This is a genomic window from Streptomyces gossypii, from assembly GCF_025165795.1.
Classification (GTDB): Bacteria; Actinomycetota; Actinomycetes; order Streptomycetales; family Streptomycetaceae; genus Streptomyces; species Streptomyces gossypii.
On sequence record NZ_JAJAGO010000017.1, the window covers coordinates 25,059 to 46,312 of the forward strand.

A 21,254-nucleotide genomic window follows, 5' to 3' on the forward strand; every position below is an offset into this window, starting at 1 on the left:
GAAGGAGAGGCAACTCGCGTGTCCATAACCGATGACCCGGCGGTCAGTGTCTGTTTCGTCGTCACCATCGACGGTATCGAGCTCGGTTCGTTCAACACCTGTGAGGGGCTGGGCTGCGAGGTGGTGCTGGAGCAGCGCGAGGAGGGCGGCAACAACGGCCACGTGTGGCAGCTGCCCACCCGGCTGAAGTACCGCAACGTGAAGCTGTCCCGGCCGCTGACGCGGGAGACGGAGAAGGTGGCGAAGTGGTTCGCGAGCATGACCACGGGCTTCCGCCGCCGCACCGCGCATATCGAGGCAAGGGCCGGGGACGGAAGCAGGGTCGCCCAGTGGGGGCTGCTGGAGGTGGTGCCGGTGCGCTGGACGGGGCCGACGCTCAATCCGGAGTCGCCCAAGGTGGCCGTCGAGACCATCGAGATCGCCCACCACGGCTACGTGATGGAGGGCTGAGGCATGGGCACCCCCGTGGCGTTCAGTGCCGCCGGTTCCGGCAGCGCCCCCTCCCCCGGTGGTGGCGGTGCGCGGCCCAAACTGGAGCACGCCTACCTGGAGTTACGTACGCCACCGCCCGGTGGCAGCCTCACGCCGGGCGGGCCGTGCGGGCGTATCGACTTCCAGTTCAACCCCAAGGAGCTGCAGCTCACCAAAGGGGCGGTGTGGAAGCGTACGCCCGCCAAGGGGGCGAAGAGCGCGGGGCCGCCCGAGTTTCAGGGTCCGCAGCCCAGCAAGCTGATCGCCGAGATGTTCTTCGACGCGAGCGACACCCAGGACAACAGCGTCGTGAAGGCCGTGGAGCAGTTGCTCGCCTGCTGTGTGCCGACCAGCGAGACGCGGCAGCAGCAGCGGTCGTCGCCGCCCTGGGTGGTGTTCCACTGGGGCGGGCTCACGGGCTTCCCCGGCTATGTGAGCAAGGTGAACGCCAAGTACACCCTGTTCACCACCGCGGGGGTGCCGATCCGCGCGGTGTGCAAGGTGACGATGGAGGAGATCAGCGGGGACACCCCGGGCCAGAACCCGACTTCGGGCGCGCTGCACGCTCGCCGGGTGCACCGGGTGCAGGCGGGAGACACGCTGGCGCAGCTGGCGTGGCGGGAGTACGGCGACCCGACGGTGTGGCGGGTGATCGCCGAGGCGAACCAGATCGACGATCCGATGCGGCTTTCCGACGGCCGGGAGCTGCTCCTTCCCGGGCTGGACGAGCTGGACCGGCTCCGGGGCCCGCGCGACGGCCGTCGGGAAGTGTCCGGGGGCGGGCCGCCGACCCCTCCCGCCCGCACGGTCCGTGAGGGGTGAGGCGCGGCATGGTGGAGCAGAGCGTCGCCAAGGCCCTGGTGGTGGAGTTCGCGGGCAGCCCGCTTCCGGCTGCCTTGGCGAACTCCATGGTCGAGGGCTATGTGGATGACAGCCGTACGCTGCCCGATCTGTTCGTGCTGCGCTTCCGCGACCCGAGCCGTGTGCTGCTGGAGAAGGCCGGGATCAAGATCGGGACGGAGGTGCGGCTCGGGGCGAAGGCAGGGGGAGACTCCTCTCCGCAGCCGTTGCTGACGGGCAGCGTCACCGCGTTGGAGATGGAGCTGGACGACACGGGCACCTTCACCGTGGTGCGCGGCATGGACGAATCCTACCGCCTCTTCCGGGGCCGCCGGGTGGCCAGCTACCAGAACATGACGCTCGCCGACATCTGTGCCCGGGTCGCCCAGCGGGCCGGGCTGCGCGCCGGGAAGGTCGATGTGTCCGGTCCGGTGCTGGAGCATGTGGCCCAGCCCAATGTCACCGACTGGGAGTTCCTGCGCTCGCTCGCGGAGGAGGCCGGGGCGCAGGTGTACGTGGCCGAGGGCGAGCTGTGTGTCACCAAGCCGACCGAGGCGGGAGGGGCGCCGGACGTTTCGGCGCGCGCCGGTCAGAATCCGCTGGTGCTGGAGGCGGGCGACAATCTGCTGCGCTGCCGGGCCGGGATCTCCGCCGCGGAGCAGGTCTCCGAAGTCGAGGTGCGCGGCTGGGATGTGCAGGCCAAGAAGCCGCTGGTGGGTCACGCTGAGGCGGGGCGTACGAAGACGCTGGATCTGGGGGTGACGGCCGCCGAGGTGACCGAGCCGTTCGGCGAGGCCGGTTTCGTGGTCACCGACGCGCCGTACGGCACGCAGGCGGAGGTGGATCAGGCGGCCGGGGCGCTGGCCGAGCGGATCGCCGGTTCGTTCGCCGAGCTGGACGCGGTGATCCGCGGTAACCCCGAGGTGCGGGCGGGGGGCGCGGTGACGCTGGCCGGGGTGGGGGCACCGTTCGAGGGCCGTTACACCGTCACCTCCTCGCGGCATGTCTTCGACTCGGCGCGCGGTTACGAGACATGGGTGACGGTCTCCGGGCAGCAGGAGCGTTCGCTGTTCGGGCTGAGCGGCGGAGGCCGGGGCGGCGGGCAGGGGCCGGGCGGCGGATCGCGTTGCGCCGGGCTGGTCAACGGCACGGTCACGGACACCAAGGACCCCGACGGGCTGGGCCGGGTCAAGGTGCGCTTCCCCTGGCTTTCGGACGAGTACGCGAGCGACTGGGCACGCACCGCGCAGGCGGGCGGCACTGGCGGCGGCGCGGCGTTCATCCCGGAGGTCGGGGACGAGGTGCTGGTCGGGTTCGAGCAGGGGCATCTGGACCGGCCCTATGTGCTCGCGGCGCTCTACAACGGGCAGGACAAGCCGGGCGGTGGCGCCGGCAGCGGGTCGGGCGGCGGCGCGGGCAGTACGGGCGGCGGCGCCGGTGCCTCTGGCCCAGCCGGTGGCGCCGGTGCCGCCGGCGACGACGAGGCGGAGGCCGTGGACCCCACCAGTGGCGCCGTCAACAAGCGGGCGCTCGGCTCCCGCGCGGGCGACAAGCTGGAGCTGCTGGACGCGGCGAACGGCCCGCAGGGCGTACGCCTGGCCACGGGCGACGGCAAGCTCAGGATCGCGCTGGACCGCAAGGGCACCACCATCCTGCTGCACAGCGACGGCACGGTGGAGATCGACGCCAAGGACAAGGTGACCGTCACGGCGGGCAGCGGCGTGTCGCTGGACGCGGGCAGCGGCGCACTCGAACTCGCGGGCGGCTCGGTGAAGATGACGGCACGCAGCGGCGTCGAGGTGGACGGTGGCAGCGGCCGGGTGAAGCTGGCCACCGGCGGCGCGGTGGAGGTGCGGGGCAACCAGGTGGCGGTCAACGGGACGTCGCGCACCGAGGTCAAGGGCGGCCAGACGGTGTCCGTCGAGGCGCCCATGGTCCGGATCAACTGAGCGGCCACCGACAGCGGCCACCAACAGCGGCCACCGACAGACGGGGAGAGAGCTCATGCCAGCAGCCGCACGTGTCGGCGATCCCACCGGTCACCCGGGCACGGTCGGGCCGCCGGGGGAAGCCACGGTGCTGATCGGCGGCCGCCCCGCGGCCACCGTGGGCACCGCGCACCAGTGCGGGTCCCCGGCCGCGCACGCGCCGTCCGCGATCGCCGCGCCGGGCAGTTCCAGCGTGCTCATCGGCGGGCGGCCCGCCGCCCGCGTCGGCGACAAGGCGGGCTGCGGCTCGCCGGTCACCGGCGGATGCCCGACCGTGCTGATCGGAGGGTGAGCGTGGCGCAGCAGTTCATCGGCGCGGGCTGGGCGTTCCCGCCCCGGACCGATGCCACCGGCAGTGTGGCGCTGGTGCGCGGGGAGGGGGAGATCGCGGAGGCGATCCGGCTGATCCTGAGTACCTCGCCCGGCGAGCGTCCGATGCGTCCGGAGTTCGGCTGTGCCCTGGCCGAGTACGTCTTCGCCCCCGCGGACGCGGGTACGGCGGGGCAGCTGGCGTACGAGGTGCGGCTCGCGCTGGAGAGGTGGGAGCCGCGCGTGGAGGTGGCCGATGTGACCGTGCGCTTCGACGACGCGGACGACGGAGTGCTCTACATCGACATCAGCTACGCGATACGCGGCACGAACGACCCGCGCAACCTCGTCTTCCCGTTCTATGTGATCCCGCAGCATGAGGAGGGCGCATGACGCTGCCCAGCCCCAACCTGGATGACCGGCACTTCCAGGCGCTGGTCGACGAGGCGAAGCGGCTGGTGCAGCAGCGCTGCCCGGAGTGGACCGACCACAACGTCTCCGATCCGGGTGTGACCCTCATCGAAGCCTTCGCCACCATGGTCGACCAGCTCGTCTACCGGCTCAACCGGGTGCCGGACAAGAACTATCTGGCGTTTCTCGACCTGATCGGGGTGCGCCTGTATCCGCCGACGGCGGCGCGTACCGAGGTGACGTTCTGGCTGTCGGCTCCGCAGCCGGAGCCGGTGCGCATCAGGGCCGGTACGGAGGTCGCCACCGTACGGACCGAGACGGAGGAGGCGGTGGTCTTCACCACCGGCCGGGACCTGTCGGTGGTGCCGTGCTCGCTCGCGCATCTGGCGGGGTGGCCCGCCGCCGGTCAGGCGACGGACCGGTCGGGGGAGTTGGCGCTCGGCCGTGATGTGCCCTGCTTCACGCCGGCGCCGGTGCCGGGTGACTGCCTCTATCTGGGACTGTCCAACCCCGTGCCCGGCTGTGTGCTGGTGCTGCGGCTGGACTGCCGGGTCGAGGGGGTGGGCGTCGATCCGCGCAACCCCCCGCTCCTGTGGGAGGCGTGGGACGGAAACGCCTGGGTGGCCTGCGAGGTCGAGAAGGACGACACGGGCGGCTTCAACCGGGCCGGTGAGGTGATCCTGCATCTGCCGGACGCGCACGCGGGCTCCGTGGTGGCCGGGCACTTCGGCGGGTGGCTGCGCTGCCGGCTGCTGGAGGCCGTCGAGGGCCAGTCCACGTATCTCGCCTCGCCGACCGTACGCAAGGTCACCGCGTTCACCATCGGCGGCACGGTGGAGGCGGCGCACGCCGAGAGGGTCACCGAGGAACTGCTGGGTCTCTCCGAGGGCGTCCCGGGCCAGGGCTTCCGGGTCGCACGGGCGCCGGTGGTGGCGGGCACGGAAGGGTTCGCCGTCGAGGTCGCGGAGGGCGGCGGCTGGGTGGAGTGGACGCGTGTGGACGACTTCGCGCACTCCAGCGCGACCGACCGGCACTTCACCCTGGACCCCAACTCCGGACAGGTGGACTTCGGCCCGGCGGTGCGGGAGGCCGACGGCGGCCTCCGGCTGTACGGCGGCGTCCCGCCGAAGGGCGCCGCCCTTCGGGTGCCCGGCTACCGCACGGGCGGCGGGCACCGGGGCAATGTGGCGCGGGGCGCGCTGCGCGTGCTGCGCAGCTCGCTGCCGTATGCGGCACGGGTGGAGAACCGGCGGCCTGCGCTGGGCGGTGTCGACGGCGAGAGCGTGGAAAACGCCCGGGTACGCGGCCCCATGACGCTGCGTACGCTGCACAGGGCCGTCGTACCGCACGACTACGAGCAGCTCGCCCGCGAGGTCGCACCGGACGCCGTCCGGGTGAAGTGCGTACCCGCGCGGGAGGTGCGGGCGCAGGGGACCGAGCGGGTGGGCAGCACAGGGCAGGGTGGCGCCGGGCAGGGTGGCGCCGGGCAGGGTGGCGCCGGGCAGGACGACCAGACGGGCGGCGTACGGCTGCTGATCGTGCCGGCAGGGCGGAGCGACGCCCAGGGCCGCATCCGCTTCGACGAGCTGAAGCCGCCGCCGGACACGCTGGCAATGATCTCCTCCTATCTGGAGGAGCGCCGTCCGATCGGCACCCGGCTGACCGTCGAGCCGCCGTACTACCAGGGGGTCACCGTCGTCGCGTCGGTCATCCGCACGGAGGGCGGGTCGGTCGCCACCGACCGGCTGCGGGACTCCGCGCTGACCGCCCTGTACAGCTACTTCAATCCGCTCACCGGCGGCCCGGCAGGGGAAGGCTGGCCGTTCGGGCGGCCTGTCCACTCCGGTGAGGTGTTCGGAGTGCTCCAGCAGGTGCCCGGCATCGACCTGGTGGAGGACGTACGGCTCTTCCCCGCCGATCCGGTGACCGGAGAGCGCTCCGAGGCCACCACCAGGGTCACCCTCGACCGGCACGCCCTGGTGTTCAGCTACGAACACCAGCTCCGGGTACGGGAGGCATGAGATGCGGGCCATGGTCCCCGGGCTGCCGACGGCCCATCCGCTGCTGCACCAACTGCCGGGTGTCTACCACGACGGCGACTTCCTGCGGCGGTTCCTGGAAGCGCTGGACGAGGTGCTGGCGCCGCTGCTGCTCACGCTCGACAACCTGCCCGCGCATCTGCGCCCGGAGACCGCCCCTGAGGACTTCCTCGACTGGCTGGCCGGCTGGGTGGCGGTGGAGGCCGGCGAGGAACTCGGCGTCGGCCAGCGGCGCGCCGTGGTCGCCGACGCCGTCCGCCGTCACCGGCAGCGCGGGACACGGCGCGGACTGGCCGAAGCCGTAAGGGTGGAGACGGGGGTCGAGCCGGAGATCAGCGAGAGCGGCGCCACCGCCTGGTCGTCCGTGGCAGGGGTCGCGCTGCCGGGGTCGCCGGAGGCGCGGGTGACCATCCGTCTCCGAGTACCCGATCCGGAGGAGTACCGGCGGAAACGGCTGGGGCAGCTGGAGAAGCTCGTCGCCGCCGAGGTGCCCGCGCACGTCGCACACCGGATCGAGATCCTGCCGACGGCGGAGGGGGCGAGGACGCTGTGACCTGTCCGGACTGCGGGCACCGCAACGCCGCGGGCAGCCAGTTCTGCGGCTCGTGCGGGGCGTTCCTGGACTGGGAGGGCAGCGGGCCGGACGGACCGCCGGCAACGCCGCACCCGCCCCAGGCCCCGGTACCGGCAGCGCCTCCACCTCCAGCCACACCCACACCAGCCGTGCGTCCACCCACACCCGCAACGCCACCGGCCGTACGTCCGCCCACACCCGCACCGGTGCCCCCGCCGCGCTCCCCCAGCGCACCACCGCCCCCAGCCGCACCGCCTCCCCCGCACGGGCCGCCGCCCGCCGCGACGGCACCGCTGCCGCCCGAGCAGCGCCCCGCCGCTCCCCGGCGCCCCGGCGACGCTCCCGACGAGCACGGCCCGGGGCCGGACCACCGGCCGGACGGAACGGACACCCCGCCCGCCGCGCCGCACCGCGCGGTGGTCTCCCCGCATGTGGGGCGGCCGCCCTGCTCTCGGTGCGGCACCGACAACACCCACGACCGCCGTCTTTGCCGGAGCTGCGGGACGCTCCTCGACACGCCTTTGCCCTCGCCGGTGCCCACCCGCCTGCCCTGGTGGCGGCGCCTCTTCGGCCGCTCCGACCGGCCGCTGGCCGCAGGGAGCCGCCCCCGGCACCGGATCTGGCGCAGACCCCACCTGGCGCTGCCGCTCCTCCTGCTGATCCTGGTGGCCGCCGTGTGGTTCGGCCGCGACCGGCTGCCGGAGGCCCTCGACTTCGCCAAGGACACCACCAGCAAGCCGGAGGCGCTGCGGCCGCAGGAGGTCCGGGCCTCCAGCCAGGCGCCCCGCCACGGGCCGGGCAAGGCGTTCGACGGGTTCAACAACCGGTACTGGGCGCCCTCGGAGGCCGGGCCCGGAGACGGCGAGTATCTGGAGGCCGACTTCGCGAAGCCGGTGCGGCTGCGGAAGGTGCTGATCACTCCGGGGCGTTCGGTGAATCAGGACGAGTTCCTCACCCAGACACGTCCCTCCAGGATCACGGTGACCCTGGTGAACGGTGACGGGGAAAGCCGCACCAGGACCCTCAGGCTCAAGGACCAGTCGGGCCAGCAGACCTTCAACGTGCCCGGGTCCGACGTGGTCCGGGTGCGTCTGACGACCGAAGCTGCCTTCGGGGTGCGCCCCGACCGCCGACTCGCCGTCGCCGAGGTGGAGTTCTTCGGGCGACGGTGAACGTCGCGCAGGACGACCGTCTGACACGCTGCCTCCATCACGCTCCGCGAGGCGAGGACGATGCCGTCAGCCGGGCAAGCTGACGGTGCCCCGCCCTCTCCGATATGGTCGGCGTCCCGGCCCGTCCTTGAATGCCGATCCGGAACCCACCACACGTGATATGAGAAGACTCCATGAGCTCTGATATGGACGCTGCGCTCCGCAAGTCACTGATACGCGCCATCGGACATGATGGGCCTTTCACCGACGCAGAGTACATGGATGTCACAGATCTTCATATCCGAAACTCCCGGAACCTCTTCGGACTGGAAGAATGTCGAGCTCTTGAACTCCTCACCCTGGTCGCGTGTGATCCGGTGGACCTGGGACCGGCAGCCGGACTGCAGGCGCTGGACAGCCTGACCGTCAGGGACAGTGGACTGAGATCGCTCACAGATGTTTCCGCTCTCCCTCTCCTCAGTTGCTACGCGCCCCGGAACTTCATCACCGATATCACACCGCTCATGGGTGCGGCACGGCTCGGAAATCTGGACGTCACAGGGAATCCGCTGTCCGAACACTCCTACCGGGACCTGGTCCCCCGACTGGCCGAACAAAGGTGCCGCGTACTCGTATCAGACGAACTCGAATGGAAGCTGACCCATCACCTGCACGCCCAGGGAGTTCCTGTTTCCTGCTACAGAAAGAACAAGGAATACCGCCTGTGCCGCCCCGGTCTGGGTCTGACGGATTCGCCGGAGTACGCACACCCAGTCATCCAGGAGAGCGACGTGACCTCGCTGCTCACCGGAGACCCGCACAGGGTTCACGTATATTTCGAGGACGCAGGAAGGCCCCTTGAGTGGACGATGACCGCGCAGTGACCCGGAATTCTGCTGACAAAGCGTGTTCCGCGCCGAACCAGTCCACCTCGTCGACAGGAAAGCTGTCGAAGGTTGGCGATACCGAGGGCAGCTACATGGAGCTTGCCTAAGGGCTGTCCCGTAATCCCTGGCGGGCGCACGGCGACAGCTACGGCACCTCGCTGCGTTGCCGGAACGCCCGGAGACGCCCAGTATGAGGACGCCCTCCGCCTTGCGAAGCACCGCATCTGACGCCGCGCGCTGATCCACCAGGGATCACGGGACAGCCCTTACATTGGCCCACTGGAAGGTGCTGGCAGATGGAATAACCTCGGGTAAATCGAGGATCCTTGGTACGAGTACGCCAGCTACACACATTACGGATAAATTCACTTCAAAGGGCCATTCGGTTCCACCTGAGCGGGAGCCTGGCCGCAACAACGGAACGGACCAGGCCTGTCGGGCGGCCGAGCACGCCGAGCACGGCCTGCTCTGCGGGTACGATGTGACCGACCGATCGGACTGTACCCCGGCCGCCCGCGCGAGCCGCCTGTGGGCCCAGACGCGGGCACCCTTGGCCTTACGGAAGAGCATGTCATGACTTCGACCAGGAGTACGCACCAGTGAACAATATCGATGGTGCGGTTGAATTCTTCAAATCCTACTTGGAGATCGAGCACGCAGGAAATATGGCTACCTACTCGGAGTCGGACGAGACGGTGGAGGAACTCCGTGCCGAATCCATGCAATTCTGGCACGCGCTTCCAGGGATCGCGCTTTCGCCCAGTTTCGGGCGGCCTATGGGGATGCAACCCGAACGGCTTTCTCAGCTGGCACAGAAGGCCAATCTGGAACGTCGGGCACTCTTCCTTGTTGCTGAATACCGTGATCCTGCCTGGGGCACCCTCTACGCCGGTTTCGTGGGCGGAGACAGGGCTAGCACCGCCGGGTCGTACGGGGGCCTGCTGTACGCGGCCGAGATCGAGGGCGGACTCAAGGTCGTCGCATCTTACAGGGAAGACTTCGACAAGGCGGCCCCGCCGGTCCAGTGGCGTCACTCGCAGGGCGCCGAGCCCGACCTACCCGGCGCTCCGGTAGCGGTTCGTGCACTGCAAGGGCCGACTGGGCGAGCTGAGCACCGGGAGGACTGGGAGATTCTGCGGGGCTCCGCGCCTGACCGCTGAATAACGCGAGGACCGGCGAGCCCAGCCGCCGAGCGAGAGTACACCGTACGCCTGAAATGCTGTGGCCCGCCCGCCACGCTGCCGCTGGCGGGATCGCACGGGACAGTGGAGACCGAGGCGTCAGGGCGTGGATATCTCCGTGTTCTCCTCCGGACCGCGCGCCTCGCTCTCCGCGAGGATGCCGCGCAGTATGCCCTGCGTCCTGGTGGGCGGCTCGGCCCGGGTCACCAGCCCGTCGATGACCTGCCGGTAGTGCTCGATGTCCTCGGGGTTGTCCGGGTAGTGCGCGCTGAGGAGCTGCTCCAGATACACCACGTCCGGCAGCCCCTGCTCGGGCAGGCGCAGCAGGATGACCGGGCCTCCCGCTGCCGCATGGCCTCCGGCGGCGAAGGGCAGTATCTGCACCGTCACATGCGGCAGTTCGCACATCGCGATCAGGTGGCGCACCTGAGCCCGCATCGTCGCGGCACCGCCGACCGGGCGCCGCAGCGCCGCCTCGTCTATCACCGCCCACAGATGCGGCGGACCGGGTGCGTAGAGGATCTGCTGCCGGATCATGCGCAGCTCGACCCGGCGCCTCAGTTCCTCCGCCGAAGCCGTGACATGGCCGAGGGCGATCACGGCACGCGCGTAGCTGCGAGTCTGCAACAGCCCTGGCACGAACTGCACTTCGTAGCCCCGGATCACCTCGGCCGACTGCTCCAGCCCGAGATAGGTCTGCAGCCAGCCGGGCACCACGTCCTCGTAGGCATGCCACCAGCCGGGGACGTTGGCCTGACCTGCCAGGGTCAGCATGGTCTGCCGCTCGGTGTCGTCGGTGACACCGTAAATGGTGAGCAGGTCGGCGACGTCACGCAGACGGCAGCCGCTGCGCCCCAGTTCAAGCCGGTTGAGCTGCGCCGAGGTCGCGCGTATGGCTTCGGCCGCCTCCCCCTGCGATATGTACTCGTCCTCCCGCAGCTTCCGCAACCGCGCGCCCAGAACCATGCGCGCCACCCCAGGGCCAGCCTGTGAGGGTGTCACGGCCCCGCCTGCGGGCTCGCTTCCGGTGACCTGAGTGAAATGCATCTTCTCGCTTTCCGTCCTGCGCACGTCTGCGATGCTCGCCGCGTCCGGGCTTGCGCCCCACGCGACCAAGTGCGTTCACTTCCATGGAGCCGCTGAAGAGGCTGGATTCAGGCCGCCACCCGAGCAGCGTAACCACGGCGGTGCCGACCAGACGCATCCCACCCCGGAGGCTTGGATTCCGCTCAGGGGGAGGGCGAACGGCAGGCGGCGGGCGGACGTTACATCTGTCACACGCATATCTCCGTTCTGTGGTCTCCCAGGCGTCGACAACCAATCTAAAAGACTCCTGAGCGTCTGTCAGCAAGCAGTTGCCGACGGGTTTTCCCAGCGCACACCGTCGGTCACCCCCGGCGGGGTGCCTGTGGTGAGACGACGAGATACGGGCGGCGACGGGCGCCGAGGTAGCGTTCCGTGTCCCAGCCGCAGGCGGTCAGCCGCCGGGCGCAGGCCGCCAGTTGCTCCTGTGTGTCCGCCTCGTCGTCGGCGCCCTCCGCTGCCGCACCCGCCGCCGTCCGCCACTCCACTCGTACGGTTGCCGTCTCCTCGCCGGGGCTCACCCGGTATCCGGTGCGCACGCGGCGCCCCGAACCGTCCATGGCGGAGGCGGGAATCCCCGCGGCCTCCAGCGCCAGGGCCACCGCGTGCACCGGGCGCGCCCGCTCCCAGGGAGCCGGGACGGAAGGGGAGGCCGGGCCCGAGCCGGGCTGCGTCAGCCTGCGGATCTCCAGCAGTGCTTCCCATCCGCGCGCAGCCGAGGCGGCGTGCGCGGAGCGGGAGGCGGCGGACGGCCCGCGCTCCGATTCGTCCCCGGTCAGCGGGGCGAAGCCACCGCCGGAGCTCTCCCCGGAGCTCTCCCCGGCGGGCGCGGGTGCGGCGGCCCGGTCGCGCTCCTGGATCCGTGCGCGGACGGCGCGCCCCTCGTCGGTGAGGTAGTGCGCGCCCAGTCGGCCGTGCGGGCGGGCGAGGCCGAGCCGTTCGAGTCTCTGCCGGGTGGGGGCGCCCGCGCGCACCTCGCCGCTGTCCGGGTCCGCGCCCGTCACCGCCCGCTCCTGGGCCTGCGTCAGTCCCGCTTCCGGCGGCTTCCCGGCCATCGCACGATCACCAGCCCGAGGATTGTGAGCTCAAAGCACCTGCTCCACCGTATCCGGACGAAGGTGCCGCGCCGGAGGGATTACCGTACGGCGACTCCCGAGACCGTGCGGGCGATGACGAGGCGCTGGATCTCGCTGGTGCCCTCGAAGACGGTGTAGATCGCCGCGTCGCGGTGCATGCGCTCGACCGGGTACTCCCGCGTGTAGCCGTTGCCGCCCAGGATCTGCATGGCCTGGGCGGTGACGGTCTGCGCCGTCTCACCGGCGAAGAGCTTGGACATCGAGCCCTCCGCCGCTTCGAAGGGCTTGCCCGCGGCGGCCATCCAGGAGGCCCGCCAGACCAGCAGCCGGGCGGCGTCGACACGGGTGGCCATGTCGGCGAGCTGGAAGGCGATGCCCTGGTTGTCGATGATCGGGCGGCCGAACTGCACGCGGGTCTTCGCGTATTCGAGCGCGACCTCGTACGCCGCGCGGGCGATGCCGACCGCCTGGGCGGCCACGGCGGGACGGGATGCCTCGAAGGTGGCCATCGCGGCGTTCTTCACGCGTTCGCCGCCGGTACGGACGCGCTCACGGGCCCGTGCCAGGCGCTCGTCCAGCTTCTCCTTTCCGCCCAGCAGGCAGTGCCCCGGGATCCGTACGTCATCCAGGACGACCTCGGCGGTGTGCGAGGCGCGGATGCCGTGCTTCTTGAACTTCTGGCCCTGGGAGAGGCCGGGCGTGCCGGGCGGGACGATGAAGGAGGCGTGTCCCTTGGAGCCGAGTTCGGGGTCGACGACGGCGACCACGACGTGCACGTTGGCGATGCCGCCGTTGGTGGCCCAGGTCTTGGTGCCGGTGAGCACCCATTCGTCCCTGGCCTCGTCGTAGACGGCGCGGGTGCGCATCGCGGCGACGTCCGAGCCCGCGTCTGGTTCGGAGGAGCAGAAGGCGGCGAGCTTCACGTCGGCGGCGTCACCGTACATCTGCGGGATCCAGGTGCCGATCTGCTCCTCGGTGCCGTTCGCGAGGACTCCGACGGCGGCCAGTCCGGTGCCGACGAGGGAGAGGGCGATCCCGGCATCGCCCCAGAAGAGCTCCTCCATGGCCATGGGGATGCCGAGACCGGTGGGGTCGAAGAACTGCTGCGCGTAGAAGTCGAGCGAGTAGAGTCCTATCTTCGCCGCCTCCTGGATGATCGGCCACGGCGTCTCTTCCCGCTCGTCCCATTCAGCTGCCGCGGGACGGATGACGTCGGCGGCGAAGCCGTGGATCCACTCGCGGACCGCCTTCTGGTCGTCGTTGAGATCGAGTGCGAATTCCGGCATGGCAGACCTTCCCCATACGCTTGTTACTATCGGTAACAAGCAGTCTGTTACTAGCCGGTAAGCTATGTCAACCCGGCTGCGCACCGACCCCCCGGAGAACCCCGGGTGTTACGTTGCCCGAGGCACGGACCGTACCGGCCGGGGAGGCACATCATGGGGACCGCACAGCGCGATGACCAGCGCAGCGCTACGGAGCGTCGCCGCAAGGAGCTGCTGGAAGCGGCCGACCGGGTGGTGCTCCGCGACGGGCCCGACGCCACCATGAACGCCATCGCGGCCGAGGCCGGGATCACCAAGCCGATCCTCTACCGGCACTTCGGCGACAAGGGCGGGCTCTACCGCGCCCTGGCCGTACGGCACACTGACGCGCTCCTCGACGCGCTGCGCGCCGCCCTGGACGCGCCCGCGGACCGGCGCAGACGGGTGGAGGCCACGCTCGACACCTATCTGTACGCGATCGAGGCCCGGCCGCAGGTCTACCGCTTTCTCATGCATCCCGCCGAAGGCGGCCCGGGAGAGCGCGGGTTCGATGTCGGCCACCACTCCGCCCCGCTGCTGCGGCGGCTCGGCGAGGAACTGGCGAAGGTGATAGCCGAACGGGTCGATCTGGGCGAGGGATCAGAGGAGCTGGCGCGGGTCTGGGGACACGGCATAGTCGGGATGATGCACGCGGCCGGGGACTGGTGGTTGCGTGAACGTCCCTGCTCGCGCACTCAGTTGGTGCACCATCTGGCGGACCTGCTGTGGGGCCGGCTGGCCACCGCGGGAGACCGCAAGGGCGGCCCCGCCTTCTGACGGGCCGACGGCCCTCGCCGGTCACGGGGAGTTCTTCTTCCCCTGACCTGGCCCCTTCCTGAAACCGGGGCTCCGCCCCGGCCCCGATCGGCTCCGGGCCAAGAGAGCGGATCTGCTGCGTCGTCGCCGTCTCGAGTCACGGGCATTGCGCCGTCCCGGGCCGCGCCCGCGGCTCGTGTCACCGCGCCGCCGCAGGCGGGGGACGCCTCGCCCGACGACGCGGCGAGGAGGCGAGGAGGCGCCCCAGGCCGGCAGGGCCGAGAGGATGCGCAGCTGACGCCCCGCGCGCCCTCCCGGGATGACGAGAACGCCCTCAGGCCCAGCTCGCCCGGCGCGCGGCCCGCATCAGCCGGGCCCGCCGCACGCCGCTCAGCCGGTCGCAGTAGAGGCCGCCCTCCAGATGGTCGTACTCGTGCTGCAGACAGCGGGCGAAGTAGCCGGACCCCCGGATGCGCAGCGGACGGCCCCGCAGATCCACCCCTTCGATCTCCGCCTCGTCGTGGCGCTCGGTCGCCGCTTCCAGCCCGGGCAGCGACAAGCACCCCTCCGGGCCGCGTACCATCACCCCGGCAGTGCTGAGGAGACGAGGATTGATCACATGACCGCGATACCGGCGGTCCTCGTCGTCCGGGCAGTCGAAGACGAACACCCGCAGCGGCACGCCGATCTGATTGGCGGCGAGGCCGACTCCCCGGGCGGCGTACATCGTGGCGTACATGTCCTCCACGAGCTGGTCCAGGGGTCCGTCGGCGGGCCCGGCCTCACGGCACGGGGCCTGCAGCGCGGGGTCGCCGAACAGTCGCAGTGGTATGGGGGATCCGGAGCTGCCCGGGATGGTGGCACGTGCCATGGGAGAAGCGTACGAGGCGCGTGGTGTCCGCTGCGGCGGCACCCGTGCGGGGGCCGGGCCTGATCTCGATAGGCTGGCCTCCACCAAGGGGCAAGGAGGGTCAAGGACGATGGCAGGCAACGTGGAGCCGCTGTCGCCGCGGGCGAAGCTGGCCGTGACGGCGGGCAGGGCTGCGGCAGCGGTGTCGCGAGTCGCCGGCCGCGGCAGCGGATCGGTGATCGGCGGCAAGGTGGCACTCAGACTCGACCCCGATCTGCTTGCCCGGCTGGCCCGGCATCTGGACGTGGTCCTGGTGTCGGCGACGAACGGCAAGACCACGACGACCCGGCTGATCGCCGAGGCGTTGCGCGCCAACGGCGGGGTGGTGTCCAACGCGCTCGGCGCCAACATGCCCGCGGGGATCACCTCCGCGCTGGCCGGGGGGTCCGAATCGCAGTACGGCGTGATCGAGGTGGACGAGAAGTACCTCGCCGGGGTCGCGGTCGACGTGGCCCCGAAGGCCATCGCGCTGCTGAACCTCTCCCGCGACCAGCTCGACCGGGCCGGGGAGACCCGCATGCTGGCGGAGAAGTGGCGGGAGGGCCTCAGCGGATCGAAGGCGATCATCATCGCCAACGCCGACGACCCGCTGGTGGTGTGGGCGGCCTCCGGCTCCCCCAATGTGGTCTGGGTGGCCGCCGGCCAGGAGTGGAAGGACGACGCCTGGTCGTGCCCGTCCTGCGGCGGTGTGATGCAGCGCCCCGGCGACGACTGGTTCTGCGCCGAGTGCGGGTTCCGCCGTCCCACTCCCAGCTGGGCGCTCTCCGGTGACCACGTGCTCGACCCGAACGGCACGGCGTGGCCCATCCACCTCCAGCTTCCGGGGCGTGCGAACAAGGCGAACGCGACGTCGTCGGCGGCCGTGGCCGCCGCGTTCGGGGTGTCGCCGCAGGTGGCGCTGGAGCGGATGTACTCGGTGGCCGCCGTGGCGGGCCGGTACGACGTCGTGTCGTATCAGGGTCGCGACATCCGGCTGCTGCTGGCGAAGAACCCGGCCGGCTGGCTGGAGACGTTCTCGCTGATCGATCCGCCCCCCGGGCCGGTGATCCTCGCGGTGAACGCGCGCGGCGCCGACGGCACGGACACCTCGTGGCTGTGGGACGTGGACTTCTCACGGCTGGCCGGGCACCCGATCGCACTGATCGGTGACCGCCGCCTGGACCTGGCGGTGCGGCTGGAAGTCGCCGGTGTCGACTTCCAGGTGTACGAAAGTGCCGAGGAGGCCGTACGGATGTGTCCGCCCGGCAGGATCGAGGCGATCGCGAACTACACCTCGTTCCAGGACCTGCGCCGCGTTGTCGGCAACTGACCCGCTGACTGAACCGCTGGAGGATGGCGAGCATGGCTGACGCGAATCTGCGCGTGGTGTGGATCTACCCTGATCTGCTGAGCACGTACGGCGACCAGGGGAACGTACTGGTGGTGGAGCGGCGCGCGCGGCAGCGCGGGCTCGAGGTGCAGCGGATGGACGTACGGTCCGACCAGCAGCTGCCCACCTCGGGGGACATCTATCTGATCGGAGGCGGCGAGGACCGGCCGCAGCGGCTGGCCGCCGAGCGCCTCTACCGGGACGGCGGACTGAACCGGGCGGTGGCCAACGGCGCCATCGTCTTCTCCGTCTGCGCGGGCTACCAGATCCTGGGCCACGAGTTCGTGAACGACCAGGGGGCGCGGCAGGCCGGCCTCGGACTGCTGGACGTGACGAGCACCCGGGGCACCGATCAGCGGTGTGTCGGTGACGTCCTGGGTGACATGGACAGCCGGCTGGGTCTGCCCCAGCTGACGGGGTTCGAGAACCACCAGGGCATCACCCATCTGGGCCCGACGGCACGTCCGCTGGCCCAGGTGCGGCTCGGCCAGGGCAACGGGACGGGCGACGGCACCGAGGGCGCCTGGAACGACACGGTTTTCGGCACCTACATGCACGGTCCGGTGCTGGCCCGTAACCCCCAGATCGCCGATGTGCTGCTCAAGCTCGCACTGGACGTGAACGCGCTGCCGAACGTGGACGACCGGTGGTACGAGGCGCTGCGCGGGGAGCGGATCACGGCGGCGACCCAGCCGGGCTGACGGGGCTGACGGAGGGCGGCTCGCCAGGGACCGACCAGGGCGGCTGACGGGCCCCCGCCGGTGGCCGTCACGGGGGACGGTTCTACTCTGGTGCGGGCAGATCGGCACGAACCGGGAGCGTACGGATGGATCACGGCGGACACGGCACCACGATGGACCTGCCGCCGTTCACCCTGGGACGCGGCCTGGAGTTCACCGGCGATCCGTTCTTCCTGACCGGCGCCCTGCTCGCGCTGGCCCTGTACGGCTGGGGTGTGCTGCGGCTGCGGGGGCGGGGCGACGCCTGGCCGGTGGGCCGGGTGATCGCCTTCACTCTGGGTGTGCTCAGCGTCGCACTGGTGATGTGCACCGCGCTGAACGAGTACGGCATGGTGCTCTTCAGCGTGCACATGGTGCAGCACATGGTGATCAGCATGCTGTCGCCGATCCTGCTGCTGCTGGGCGCGCCGGTGACGCTGGCGCTGCGGGCGCTGCCCGCGACGGGCCGGGGCCGCAAGGGGCCTCGGGGACTGCTGGTGGCCGTGCTCCAGAGCCGCTACGCGAAGATCGTGACGCACGCCGCGTTCACCATCCCGCTGTTCATCGCGAGCCTCTACGGGCTGTACTTCACCCCCATCTTCGACTTCCTGATGGAGTCGAAGACCGGGCACACCGCGATGATGGTGCACTTCCTGCTGGTGGGGCTCCTCTTCTTCTGGCCGATCATGGGCGTGGACCCGGGACCGCACCGGCCGGGCTATGTGATGCGGATGCTGGAGCTGTTCGCGGGCATGCCCTTCCACGCCTTCTTCGGCATCGCGCTGATGATGGGGTCCGAGCCGATGGTGGAGACGTACGCGAATCCGCCCGCCTCGCTGGGCGTGACGGGGCTGGACGACCAGATGTGGGCGGGCGGCATCGCCTGGGCGTTCAGCGAGATCCCGTCGGTGCTGGTGCTGATCGCCCTCGTCTACCAGTGGTACTTCAGCGAGCAGCGCCAGGCGCGCCAGAGCGACCGGGCGGCGGACCGGGACGGTGACCAGGAGCTGAAGGCGTACAACGCCTATCTGGCGTCACTGCAGACACGTAGGCAGTAGCGTTCCGCGCGCCCTCCGGTGACGATGGTGGTCTGGCAGCGGTCCTGACGGCGGCCTCCCGTCACTGGTCCGGGCCGCCGAGGAGGGTGCTGTGATGTCTGGGATGACCAGGATGACTGGATCTGCGAAGACGATGACGGCGTGCACGCTGACCGGCCTGGTGGTGGTCACCGCCTATTCGGTGACGCTGGGCGGCAGCGGCTGGCTCTGGTTCGCCTGGGTGGTGCTGGGGCTGGTCACGCTGGGGGTCATCTCGGCGCAGGGGTAGCCGGAACGGCACGGTTCCCCGCCGAGTGGCGGCCATCACGGGGCCGGCTCCGGTCCCCGTGCGGGAAAAGCGGTGTCGCGCGGGCATCCGTGATGCGTAACGTGCCAGGCATGAGGAGCCACGGGGGGACGGGGGCGGCGGCGATGAGCGCACGGCTGCGGGGGCTCGCGCAGCATACGGAGCGGATCGTCGCCGCGGGTTGGTACACGGCGCCGGGCAGTGGTCGTACGGTGCGGATCGCCGAGGCGGTGGGCCGGGCACGCGCGCAGACACGGATGTACGGGCCCGAGGCGCTGCCCGGCGGGGCGGGTGCGCCGGTGCCGTCCGGCGAGGCGCCCGTGTGCGAGGTGAGCGGGGAGAGCAGCCTGGACGCGGCGCGTCGGCTGCATCTGGCGGGCGGCGGCCGGGTGGCGGTGCTGAACTTCGCCTCCGCCCGCAATCCGGGCGGCGGCTATCTGAACGGCGCGCAGGCCCAGGAAGAGGCGCTGTGCCGGGCATCCGCCCTGTACACGTGTCTGCGGGAGGCGCCGGAGTTCTACGCCGCCCATCGGGCGGACCGCAGCCCGCTCTACAGCGACAGGCTCATCCACTCCCCCGGCGTCCCGGTGTTCCGTGACGAGCGCGGCGGGCTGCTGGACGTACCGTTCCGGGCGGACTTTCTGACGGCCGCGGCGCCCAACGCCGGGGTGATCGCACGCCGGTACCCGGATGAGGTGCCGGCGATCGGCCCGGCGCTGCGGAGCCGTGCAGGCCAGGTACTGGCGGTGGCGGCGGCGCACGGCAACCGTCGGCTGGTGCTCGGCGCCTGGGGCTGCGGTGTCTTCCAGAACGATCCGGCCCAGGTGGCGGCAGCCTTCCGTGCGCATCTGCTGAACGGCGACCGGTTCGCAGGTGCGTTCGATCAAGTGGTCTTCGGCGTGCTGGACCGCCGGGACCCGTCCCCGGTGCGGGCGGCATTCGCCCGCGAGTTCGGGGCGGCGGGTCTGCGCTGACCCGGGGGCGGATTCCGCCCTGGTTCATCCCGCTACGGCACTCAGGTAGGTCCGTTCCTCGCAACGTGCTGTTCGGTAACCGGCCTTGACGGGCGACGCCCGGACACACAATCATCATGCCCGCGTCAACATCATCGACGCGCAGCTCCGCACCACCTCCCCCCACACGACATCGGAGCCCATGTGATAGCCAGAATGAGCCGGCGCGCCGCCCTCGCCGCCGCCACCGGGACGGCACTGGCCGCTTCCCTGCTGACCGTCGCCGGAGCACAGGCCAGCTCACCCGAGACCTCCGCGGCGGGTGCCGTCGCCGCGCCCGACATCCCCGTGGAGAACGTGCAGCGGCATCTGGAAGAGCTCCAGGCGGTCGCCGAGGCGAACGGCGGCAACCGCGCCCACGGACAGCCCGGTTACCGGGCTTCCCTCGACCACATCAAGGAAAAGCTGGACGCGGCGGGCTTCGAGACCACCGTGGAGGAATTCGACCAGGCCGGCACCACCGGCTACAACCTCATCGCCGACTGGCCCGGCGGAGACGCCGACGACGTGGTGATGGCAGGCGCCCATCTGGACTCGGTGCGCAGCGGCGCAGGGATGAATGACAACGGCACCGGCTCCGCGGCAATCCTGGAGGTAGCGCTGGCCGTCGCCGCCGGCGACCTCCAGCCCGCCAAGCACCTGCGCTTCGCCTGGTGGGGGGCGGAGGAGCTCGGCCTGGTCGGCTCACGGAACCATGTCGCCGGTCTCTCCGAAGCCGAGCGCGGGCAGATCGGCGCGTATCTGAACTTCGACATGATCGGTTCACCCAACCCGGGCTACTTCGTCTACGACGACGACGCGCCGCTCGAGAAGGTCTTCACCGAGTGGTTCGCCGCCAAGGGCGTCGAAACGGCTCCCGCCACCGAGTCGGACGGGCGAAGCGACCATGCGTCCTTCCAGGAGGCCGGCATCCCGGTCGGCGGGCTCTTCACCGGGGCCGGAGAGACCATGACGCAGGCGCAGGCGGACAAGTGGGGCGGCACGGCCGGGGAACCCTTCGACAAGTGCTACCACACGGCATGTGACGACATGTCAAACATCAACAGCACGGCACTCGACCTCAACACCGACGCGCTCGCCCACGCGGTCTGGGAACTCAGCTCCTGACGCTTCGACCCACCCGAGGTGCGCCACCTCACCCGCGGCCCGGCCCCCGGTATCCGGTGGCCGGGCCGCCGTGTCCGGCCGCGATGCCGAAGCGGCGCGGTCCGGAGCTGGCACGCGAGGTGGGACGGACCCGCAAGCGTGAAGACGGCAGTCCCGGCTACCCGGGAGCCATGGTCGTGCGCAATGAGACGCCGGTGGAGAGGGCTGACCGCAACTTCCTGGAGCTGCTCCAGGAGCTGCGGGTAATTCAGACGGGCGTGCAGATCCTGTTCGCCTTCCTGCTCACGCTGGCCTTCACGCCCCGCTTCCCCGAGCTCGACTCGTTCCAGCGCGGCACTTATGTGGTCACTCTGCTGCTGTCGGTGCTCGCCGCCATGCTGTTCACCGCGCCCGCCGCACTGCACCGGGCGCTCTTCCGGCGGGGGGCGAAGCGGCTGATCGTCGACGTCTCGTCACGGTTCGCGGGAGCCGGGCTGACGGTACTCGCCCTGGCTCTGAGCGGCGCGGTGCTGCTGGTCGTCGATGTGGTGCTGGGACGGGCGGCGGGCCTCGGCATCGGCGCGGGCGCACTGACGGTGTGCGCCGGGCTGTGGGCCGTGCTGCCCTGGGTGCTGCGACGCCGGCTCAGCCGAGCAGCGTCTCCACCGTCAGACCAGCCCCGAGAATCAGCAGAGCCGCCCCGGTGAACGCCTGCACCAGCCGGGCGGCCCCCGGCCGCGCGC

At 70.9% G+C, this 21,254-nt stretch carries 22 protein-coding genes; 18 read left to right on the forward strand and 4 right to left on the reverse strand.

Features of this window, described 5'->3' with window-relative positions; genetic code table 11:
* Positions 1 to 18: 18 nt before the first annotated feature.
* The 10 genes from LHJ74_RS29205 (at position 19) to LHJ74_RS29250 (ending at position 9,830) form a co-directional block, all read left to right on the forward strand.
* On the forward strand, positions 19 to 450 hold the full coding sequence (locus tag LHJ74_RS29205) for a phage tail protein (protein WP_260221234.1): 432 nt from the start codon (positions 19 to 21) through the stop codon (positions 448 to 450).
* 3 nt (positions 451 to 453) lie between these two features.
* Positions 454 to 1,293: a CIS tube protein gene (locus LHJ74_RS29210; protein WP_260221235.1), complete on the forward strand. Its 840-nt coding sequence runs from the start codon at positions 454 to 456 to the stop codon at positions 1,291 to 1,293.
* A gap of 8 nt (positions 1,294 to 1,301) precedes the next feature.
* On the forward strand, positions 1,302 to 3,260 hold the full coding sequence (locus LHJ74_RS29215) for a VgrG-related protein (RefSeq protein ID WP_260221236.1): 1,959 nt from the start codon (positions 1,302 to 1,304) through the stop codon (positions 3,258 to 3,260).
* 55 nt (positions 3,261 to 3,315) lie between these two features.
* Positions 3,316 to 3,591: a PAAR domain-containing contractile injection system baseplate protein gene (locus LHJ74_RS29220; protein ID WP_260221237.1), complete on the forward strand. Its 276-nt coding sequence runs from the start codon at positions 3,316 to 3,318 to the stop codon at positions 3,589 to 3,591.
* Positions 3,592 to 3,593: 2 nt separating this feature from the next.
* Entirely contained in the window at positions 3,594 to 4,001 is a 408-nt protein-coding gene (locus tag LHJ74_RS29225; protein WP_260221238.1) for a gp25 family contractile injection system sheath assembly initiator, read from the forward strand.
* Complete coding sequence (locus LHJ74_RS29230; protein WP_260221239.1) at positions 3,998 to 6,040, forward strand: putative baseplate assembly protein; 2,043 nt, start codon at positions 3,998 to 4,000, stop codon at positions 6,038 to 6,040. Before LHJ74_RS29225 ends, LHJ74_RS29230 begins: the two co-directional genes overlap by 4 nt.
* A 1-nt stretch (position 6,041) precedes the next feature.
* Complete coding sequence (locus tag LHJ74_RS29235; RefSeq protein ID WP_260221240.1) at positions 6,042 to 6,611, forward strand: phage tail protein; 570 nt, start codon at positions 6,042 to 6,044, stop codon at positions 6,609 to 6,611.
* 227 nt (positions 6,612 to 6,838) lie between these two features.
* Positions 6,839 to 7,804: an NADase-type glycan-binding domain-containing protein gene (locus LHJ74_RS29240; protein WP_260221241.1), complete on the forward strand. Its 966-nt coding sequence runs from the start codon at positions 6,839 to 6,841 to the stop codon at positions 7,802 to 7,804.
* A 173-nt stretch (positions 7,805 to 7,977) separates the two neighbouring features.
* Entirely contained in the window at positions 7,978 to 8,667 is a 690-nt protein-coding gene (locus LHJ74_RS29245) for a leucine-rich repeat domain-containing protein (RefSeq protein ID WP_260221242.1), read from the forward strand.
* A gap of 602 nt (positions 8,668 to 9,269) precedes the next feature.
* Positions 9,270 to 9,830 carry a hypothetical protein gene (locus tag LHJ74_RS29250; RefSeq protein ID WP_260221243.1) on the forward strand — a complete coding sequence of 187 codons (561 nt, stop codon included), beginning with the start codon at positions 9,270 to 9,272 and terminating at the stop codon, positions 9,828 to 9,830.
* A gap of 120 nt (positions 9,831 to 9,950) precedes the next feature.
* Here the strand turns inward: LHJ74_RS29250 and LHJ74_RS29255 are convergent, their stop codons facing one another.
* The 3 genes from LHJ74_RS29255 to LHJ74_RS29265 form a co-directional block, all read right to left on the reverse strand.
* Positions 9,951 to 10,898 (reverse strand): Sco1979 family transcriptional regulator, encoded by a 948-nt coding sequence (locus tag LHJ74_RS29255; RefSeq protein WP_511262224.1) that lies wholly within the window; start codon positions 10,896 to 10,898, stop codon positions 9,951 to 9,953.
* A 341-nt stretch (positions 10,899 to 11,239) separates the two neighbouring features.
* A complete protein-coding gene (locus tag LHJ74_RS29260) occupies positions 11,240 to 11,989 on the reverse strand; it encodes a hypothetical protein (RefSeq protein WP_260221245.1) in 750 nt (249 codons plus the stop codon).
* An 80-nt stretch (positions 11,990 to 12,069) separates the two neighbouring features.
* On the reverse strand, positions 12,070 to 13,296 hold the full coding sequence (locus LHJ74_RS29265) for an acyl-CoA dehydrogenase family protein (protein WP_260221246.1): 1,227 nt from the start codon (positions 13,294 to 13,296) through the stop codon (positions 12,070 to 12,072).
* Positions 13,297 to 13,449: 153 nt separating this feature from the next.
* Here LHJ74_RS29265 and LHJ74_RS29270 point away from each other — a divergent pair, with 153 nt between their 5' ends.
* Positions 13,450 to 14,091 (forward strand): TetR/AcrR family transcriptional regulator, encoded by a 642-nt coding sequence (locus tag LHJ74_RS29270; RefSeq protein WP_260221247.1) that lies wholly within the window; start codon positions 13,450 to 13,452, stop codon positions 14,089 to 14,091.
* Positions 14,092 to 14,404: 313 nt separating this feature from the next.
* Here the strand turns inward: LHJ74_RS29270 and def are convergent, their stop codons facing one another.
* The gene (gene def, locus LHJ74_RS29275) at positions 14,405 to 14,941 is read right to left on the reverse strand and encodes a peptide deformylase (protein ID WP_260221248.1); all 537 of its coding nucleotides are present in this window, start codon (positions 14,939 to 14,941) and stop codon (positions 14,405 to 14,407) included.
* A gap of 109 nt (positions 14,942 to 15,050) precedes the next feature.
* Here def and LHJ74_RS29280 point away from each other — a divergent pair, with 109 nt between their 5' ends.
* From LHJ74_RS29280 to LHJ74_RS29310, 7 genes are all read left to right on the forward strand, one after another.
* On the forward strand, positions 15,051 to 16,289 hold the full coding sequence (locus LHJ74_RS29280) for a MurT ligase domain-containing protein (protein ID WP_260221249.1): 1,239 nt from the start codon (positions 15,051 to 15,053) through the stop codon (positions 16,287 to 16,289).
* Positions 16,290 to 16,321: 32 nt separating this feature from the next.
* Complete coding sequence (locus LHJ74_RS29285) at positions 16,322 to 17,050, forward strand: type 1 glutamine amidotransferase (protein ID WP_260221250.1); 729 nt, start codon at positions 16,322 to 16,324, stop codon at positions 17,048 to 17,050.
* A 125-nt stretch (positions 17,051 to 17,175) separates the two neighbouring features.
* Positions 17,176 to 18,126, forward strand: a complete 951-nt coding sequence (locus LHJ74_RS29290) for a cytochrome c oxidase assembly protein (protein ID WP_260221251.1) — start codon at positions 17,176 to 17,178, stop codon at positions 18,124 to 18,126.
* 112 nt (positions 18,127 to 18,238) lie between these two features.
* Entirely contained in the window at positions 18,239 to 18,394 is a 156-nt protein-coding gene (locus LHJ74_RS29295) for a hypothetical protein (RefSeq protein WP_260221252.1), read from the forward strand.
* 143 nt (positions 18,395 to 18,537) lie between these two features.
* Positions 18,538 to 19,386, forward strand: coding sequence for a TIGR02452 family protein (locus LHJ74_RS29300; protein ID WP_260221348.1), 849 nt, complete (start codon positions 18,538 to 18,540; stop codon positions 19,384 to 19,386).
* Between the two features lie 195 nt (positions 19,387 to 19,581).
* Positions 19,582 to 20,532 (forward strand): M28 family metallopeptidase, encoded by a 951-nt coding sequence (locus tag LHJ74_RS29305; protein ID WP_260221253.1) that lies wholly within the window; start codon positions 19,582 to 19,584, stop codon positions 20,530 to 20,532.
* Positions 20,533 to 20,702: 170 nt separating this feature from the next.
* Positions 20,703 to 21,218, forward strand: a complete 516-nt coding sequence (locus LHJ74_RS29310; RefSeq protein WP_260221254.1) for a DUF6328 family protein — start codon at positions 20,703 to 20,705, stop codon at positions 21,216 to 21,218.
* Positions 21,219 to 21,254: the final 36 nt, after the last annotated feature.